Source organism: Flammeovirga sp. OC4 (genome assembly GCF_000812565.1).
Taxonomy (GTDB): Bacteria; Bacteroidota; Bacteroidia; order Cytophagales; family Flammeovirgaceae; genus Flammeovirga.
On the sequence record NZ_JTAM01000125.1, the window covers coordinates 1 to 7,485 of the forward strand.

The 7,485-nt window shown below is 36.7% G+C and carries 2 protein-coding genes; both read right to left on the reverse strand.

The genetic code is table 11. The features are described from left to right. Positions 1–44 precede the first annotated feature (44 nt). Positions 45–1,799, reverse strand: coding sequence for a right-handed parallel beta-helix repeat-containing protein (locus tag PL77_RS29260; RefSeq protein WP_156152600.1), 1,755 nt, complete (start codon positions 1,797–1,799; stop codon positions 45–47). 1 nt (position 1,800) lies between these two features. After that, the coding region (locus PL77_RS29265; protein ID WP_044213410.1) for a LamG-like jellyroll fold domain-containing protein at positions 1,801–7,485 on the reverse strand (5,685 nt) is incomplete at its 5' end.

Consider the following 7,485-nt stretch of genomic DNA (forward strand, 5'->3'; position numbering starts at 1 on the left):
GTTGACGATAATTTAGTTTACAATGTACTCAATTTCTAACATTCTTACTCTGACAATACGTTGCTTACATTGTCCTGAAAGACGGGATCTAGTTCTTTAGAAAAAGGATCGTTGGGGTTTCTAATGAAGGTATTTTTATTGATGAATATATTTTGAGCACATTCAATGGAAAGTGCCCTTTTATTGTAAATAAAATGATTTCCTTCTATAGCAATTGTATTTAATCCTTGCCATTTCGCTGCTGCAAGACCACACCATCTCCCTTTTGCTTCAGGATTTTTCAACTTTGTCACCCACATTCGAATTGATGCTGCATTATATTGCGAAAGGAAAGTTTTGTCGTAACCAATGTTTTTAAAAAGATTATTTTTGATCAAAATATCATGAGCAACAAACCCCTCTCCCCAATCTGCTCCATTGTTCATTGAAATGGCACATTGACTTAGATTTTCGAAAGTATTATTTTCTATTATTCCGTAGTTACTTTGCAAGAGCATACCGAATCTTCTTGCGTTTCTAAATGTATTATTTCTAAAAATAAAGGATTCGCAAGCTTGTGTATCAATATAAGCAATATCGTTCCTTTTATCAGTGCCAAAACTCGTAAGTCCTTTTATGTCTTTATTGAAAGTAATCAAAAAGTTTTTCTCCTTTCGGTGCTCAACATTAATCACATAAGCTTCATCCAATAATACTCCTTCTCTAGGATTGTAAAATCGTATTATATCACCTTTTAAAACACCATTACCAGCGGTTAAAATTTGATTTTTTTGAGGTTGTTCAAGGATGTATTTCCTAACAGCTTTAAGGTTTACAGCATCATCTGAGGCTCCTTCAAATAAACAATTCTCTACCCAAGGCCCAAACATAGAACCACTCACATGTATACAATCCGCATTTGCAGAATGATATCTCCCTTTTTTCAACTTGACGTTACAATTCAAAATATTCCATTCCTTATGCCCAAAAGCGGCATAACTTCCAGCCGGGGAAGCATAACTTGTGATATTCATATACGTCAAATTCTCCCCTCCAAAAGAGGTAAAGATCGTTTTCCCATTGTTTCTCGCAATCTGAACAAAAACATCCCCCACTTCCATGTCATCAATAAAACGTTGTTGAGGTTGCTGAATTCTATAGGTTCTTTCACCTATCTTTTCCCAACCTTTGTAAGGGTATAGATGTCCTACGCCATCTTTTAATTTGCCTGGGATATTTGTATCCATCAACATACCCCATCTTTCAGCTGATGCAGTAAAATAGGGAGCGGATAGTTCAGGGAATCCTTCGTCTATTTGTAGGTCAAATGTATTTGATGCTGGATTTAAGGCGATTATTTTTCCTTGTGTAAAAGGTAAAGGATCGTAATCAATGTAAAGATCTTTGATAATGACATTTTTAACATTCATCATTTTCAAAAAACCCAGCATTGGAGAATGCATAATGATAGTCGCACCGTTTCCGTTAATCAAAAGGTTCTTATTTCTAAAAAGTGTCAAAGCATGTGTACCTCCTGATTTTCCCCACAAGTCATAAGTTCCTTTTTCAAAAAGGATTTCTATATTTTTACCCGCATCAGCCATAGAAGCTGCTTTTGCAAATGCTTTTCTGAAGGCTTTCAAATCATCTTCTCCATCGTCAGGATGAGCTCCAAACTTAGAAAGAGGTATCACTTTTCTATCTTTCAGCTCCACAAAAGGTAATTGCCTCTTTTTTCTAAAAAAATCAGGTTGATGAAAACCTTGTCCCTTCATAAGAAAAGGTAGGAACAGGAGTGTTAGTAGTAGTAGTGATCTCATTTTATAAATACATTAGTTTACTTGTAAATACATTTCCATTTTGATCTACAATTCGAATGATATACAATTGGTTTTTATAAGTCGATGTTGAAATTGTTGATTGGTGTTGGTTGATATTGGCCGTCAATAGTTTTCGTGCCATTGCATCATAAAGTGTCAACGTTGCAATAGGTAATGTTGTACCTTTATAGCGAATATGAAGTCCCTCTTTTGAAATTGTCACCTCCCAATCTGAATGAAGAAATTCATTATCAATGGACAGTATTTCATCAAAATCAAAAGTGGATTGTAGAATATTCATAGCTTCTCCTTTCTCTCCCTCTTTTAGAGTAGGGTCATCTTCATTGTGTATGATTTGATTGTCTATGATACTCCCCTCCTCAACACAATTCGCTAAAATGCCCACCTTATTGTAATGGATGGTATTTTGTTTTAACCAAATATTTTTTAGTCCTTGAGCATCACATACAGCCGGTGAAGTACCACACCATTCATCATTTTCATTACAGTTTTCGTTGGCCAATTTCATGACTAACATTTTAATAGTAGCGGCGTAATCATCCTCAATAAAAGTTTGATCAAACCCACAATTTGCAAAGGTATTTTGTTGAATCAGAATATTATGTGCTAAGAAACCTTCTCCCCAATCCACTGCATTTTCCATCACTATACCACCTGTTGATAGGTCTTCAAAAATATTGTTTTCAACAACACCAAATGCACTTTGAATCAGCATTCCGTACCTTCTCGCATTTCTGAAAATATTGTCTCTAAAAACAAAGGATTCCGTGGCAAAATCTTCATTGTATAAATGATCTGCACTTTGATGTGTTCCTGTCTTTTGAACACTGATAGGGTTAGAGAGAGTTATATTATAGGTACCATCATCATTGTCAATCACAGATAGAACAGTCACTCTTTCCATCACTTTTCCTTCTCTCGGATTAAAAGCTACTAAATGATTACCTATCTCAAATTGTGAATTTACTTTCAATTCAATTGGACTCAATACTTCTAAGATATTGGCTTGACCGTGCTTCATATTGACTGCATCATCTGCGTATCCTTCAAAAACACAACCCTGTACCCAAGGCCCTATTTTATTCCCCACAACATGAATCACATCTGCATTTGTACTGTGTACTCTACCTTCTTTGAGGAGTACCTGACAGTTGATCAAATTCACTTCTTCGTTTTTAGACATACTATAGGCTCCTGCGGGACTCGCATAGGTAGTCATGTTTAAGAAGGTTACATCTTTACATTCGGTTGTTTTTGTAATCGTCCTCCCATTATTTCGAGCCATTTGTATGAAATAATCGCCGATCTCAAAATTATCGATTTGAGAAGAAGACATCCTAATAGAGTAAACAGAATTGCCCAAAGCATTCCAACCGTTGGGGTCTGTTTTAATCAAATTTTCAACACCCTCTTTTAGAAAACCCTCTTCATTTCTTATATACCCCCAAGATTGATTGGCTGTTTTCATAAAATATTCCATCAATGATGGGAACCCTTTATCCACCTCCATTTCGATATAGTCATCGGCAATTGTGATTACTTTTCCCTGTACAAAAGGTAAGATTTCATAGTCTACGTCAAAGCCTTGCACTACAACATTTTGGGCATTTTTCAATGCAAGAAAACCTACTGTTGGGGATAAAATATTGATATTAGTACCAGTTCCATCAAGGATAATATGAGACAGATCAGAGAGGTTGAAAAGATGAACAGCTTCTTCATTTTCAGGCAGGAGATCATACGTCCCCTTACCGAATTTTACTCTGACAGGGTTGTCGGCTGAAGCGACTGCTACAGCTGTTTTTAGAGCTTCATTGATCGCTTCGAAATCATTACGATCATCATCTGCTTGAGCCCCAAAATCAGCAACATCAATGGTAGTAACCGTTGAGAATGAAAGGAGTGGTTTGTTTCGTTTTTTTCTAAAAAATTCAGGTAATTCTCTGAAAGTAAATGTATCATTGGGTAGCTCCTCTGATGAACCGCTTACTGTTACTTTGAATTTTTGTGTTCCTAAAAGTTCATACTCACTTGAATACACTTCAACCGTAATTTCTGAAACGCCATTTCCTACTTCATTTAATAGTAAAATTGATCCCTCTACTTGTGCTTTGACAACATTGATATTGCTAGATGTTACATTGTAAATTACGCTCTGATTTTCAACTGGAAAAAAGTCAGACATCTCAATAAAAGCAGTCCCAAACCCACCCGTCATGACTCTATCTTCTACTACTATTTCCTCCTCTACATTTTTATTTCCTTCAAAAATATCTTTCACTTCTTGAGCATTTAGTGCTCCTTTAAACCACCTGTAATCACTCATCTTTAGATCTGAATTGAGTGCTACTTTAAAGTTTGCCCCCTTTACTGTATTCACTTTTTCAAATCCTTCCCATGGGGAAATAATTACATTTTCAGGCTTACCGTCAATGTATATTTTTATGTCATTCAATGTCTCTCCTTCAGTGACCACTGCTACGTGATGCCATTCACTTATAAAATCAAAAGCTTTCTCTGTCTCCACATAACTTGATTCATAAACAGGGCTTCCATCCGCATCTTCATAACTGTTGTAAAATAAAGAGACTCTGATTTTATTATTGGCTCTATAAACGATATTGAATTGTCCCGTTCCAGCCTCTCCATAGCTGGTTAAAATAGACTGCTTTGTTTCATTGGCTTTAAACCAAGTCGCCATCGAACGTTTTTGACTTCCTAAAACCCCTTCATAATCTTCTATTTCTAAAGTCCCTACTTTAAAATTCATCACTTCCCCTCTTTCTTGATCCACATAACCTTTGGTATAAGAACCTTTCATAATCGCAGTCCTATGGTAATCCGAATAATCATAGGGATCGCCAGGCAGATCAGTCGGTTCATCAAATCGGTAATTGACTTGTAACTCAGGTTTTTCCTTATATTTCCCAATGTCTACAATAAAATGCATAGAAACTGGCTCTGCCGGGTTGTAATTCAAATCGCCCCATTGCGTTGCTGTAATACTTACTTTTCCATACCCTACAATTTTTGCAATGCTTCCATCAATCTGAATAATACCCTCATCTGATGACTTGAAACTAACCTCCAAACCAGAAGTGGAAGTGGCTTCTAATCGAAATTCCGGTTCTCCATAGGTCTTATCTTCAATAGGTTGAAAAGTAATCCACTGCTCTTGTTTTGGGATAAAAGATTTTATCTCTTCATCATCCAGAGCTCTATTATAAAGCCTAAAGTCACTATAATAGCCCGTATATTTATTCGCTAAAGAAAAAGTTGCAGCTCCAGTATTAACTATATTATTATTTCCTGAAAGGGTAGTTGTTGCTAGGTTTGTGTTAATGTAGATTTTAACGTCTTCAAGTGAACTATTCTCTTCTATAACGACTTGAAGGAGATTCCACTGATTTTCTTGAATTTGATCATGGAGGGATGTCGTAATATTTCCTCCAGCAACAAATCTAACTTGACCACTAGGTAACACTTGTAATGAAATATTGGTTGCTTCTTCCTTTTCGATTGTGATGCCTTGATAGAGAAGTGTTTTTTGCTCCGTTAAATCTGTAGGTTTGATCCACATGGAATAAGTTCGGGCAGCAGTTCCTACTACACCCGGAAAATTGGTATTACCTTCTTTAAACATCAAACGTCCACTTTGATTTGGAATATCAGTAAATAGGACATTCTCTCTTTCTTCATCAGTAGCACCAATCAATACAACTGCTTCTTCTTCTACTTCAACCTCTAATGATACCTCTTTCAGCATACCTTGGTTTGTAAAAGTGTTTTCTCCTTGTGCCTCATCGAAAGCAAACCATAAAATTGGTTCTTCCGCAGGGGCAATCTCCTTAATGGCTTCTTTTACAAGAATTACCTTCTCTTCCACCACTCCAAATGAAGACGCCGTTATGATGACTTCTCCTTCCATCATACCCGTAAGTTGGCCTTCCAACAAAAAGGCAACCTCTTCATTATCGATCGAATAATCAACGGGTAAGTTAGAACTTGTTGATACATTAATATCAATAGATTCTCCCACATTTATCTCAGAAGGCATTTCAAAAACAATACGATGCATAAAAACCGTTGAAGCATATAAATCCATGGCTTCCTCATCACTTATCGCTCGTTCGTAATATTTGAAATCACTGAATAATCCCCAGAATTTATTGGCGATCGCCAACGTTGCAGGAGCTGTATTGAATAAGCGATCATTGGTGACAACTGTTTCAGCAAGCGTTCCATTAATATAAAGCTGAATATCAGACAACATTGCTTCATTAGGGATAGAAACTACAATATGATTCCATTGATTTTCAATAAAATGATACGCTTCGGTTGTGACTATATTTCCTCCAGCAACTAATTTTATAGCACCCGTTGACAATACTTGAACACTTAAAGAGGTCTTCTCACCTTCATCAATACCCGCATAAAAAATAGTATTGAACTCTGATAAATCATTGGGTTTAATCCAAGCAGAATAGGTCCTTGCGGCTGTTCCTGTTACCCCCGAATAATTCCCTCCATTTTCCTTAAAGATCAAACTTCCGGTTCCTTGCTCCATACTTACACCCAATACTTGACCTTTATCTTCATCAAATACACCTAAAGCAATCTCTGCTCCGCCTGATTCATTGGCTGATAAACTTACCTCTGATCGTACGCCTGTATTGATGAAAGCGGGATCATAAACATTTTCTGAAAAAGCAAAATCCAACAACGGTTCCTCTTCTGGAATATAAGGTGTGATTGTCAGTTGATGCGTTGAGGTTACTCCAAAAGATGTGGCTTCAATGATCACCTCACCTTCTTCCAAAGCAATCAATTTCCCCTCTTCAATTTTTATTTTTGAAGGATCTGAAATACTATATTCAAAATCTAAATTAGAGGTAGTACTAATCAAAAATTCAACCGACTCTCTGACGGCTAACGTTGTCGGCAAATTGAAATTAATACGATGCATAAAAACCGTTGAAGCATATAAATCCATGGCTTCCTCATCACTTATCGCTCGTTCGTAATATTTGAAATCACTGAATAATCCCCAAAATTTATTGGCGATCGCCAACGTTGCAGGAGCTGTATTGAATAAGCGATCATTGGTGACCACCGTTTCGGCAAGCGTTCCATTAATATAAAGCTGAATATCAGACAACATCGATTCATTAGGAATAGAAACTACAATATGATTCCATTGATTTTCAATAAAATGATACGCTTCGCTTGTGACTATATTTCCTCCAGCAACTAATTTTATAGCACCTGTCGGTAATACTTGAACACTTAAAGAGGTTTTCTCGCCTTCATCGATACCCGCGTAAAAAATAGTATTGAACTCTGATAAGTCATTGGGTTTAATCCAAGCAGAATAGGTCCTTGCGGCTGTTCCTGTTACCCCCGAATAATTCCCTCCATTTTCCTTAAAGATCAAACTTCCGGTTCCTTGCTCCATACTTACACCCAATACTTGACCTTTATCTTCATCAAATACACCTAAAGCAATCTCTGCTCCGCCTGATTCATTGGCTGATAAACTTACCTCTGATCGTACGCCTGTATTGATGAAAGCGGGATCATAAACATTTTCTGAAAAAGCAAAATCCAACAACGGTTCCTCTTCTGGAATATAAGGTGTGATTGTCAGTTGATGCGTTGAGGTTAC

Coding starts and splice junctions, on each gene's coding strand:
- PL77_RS29260 (WP_156152600.1), bottom strand. CDS start 1,799: ATGAGATCACTACTACTACTAACACTCCTGTTCCTACCTTTTCTTATG.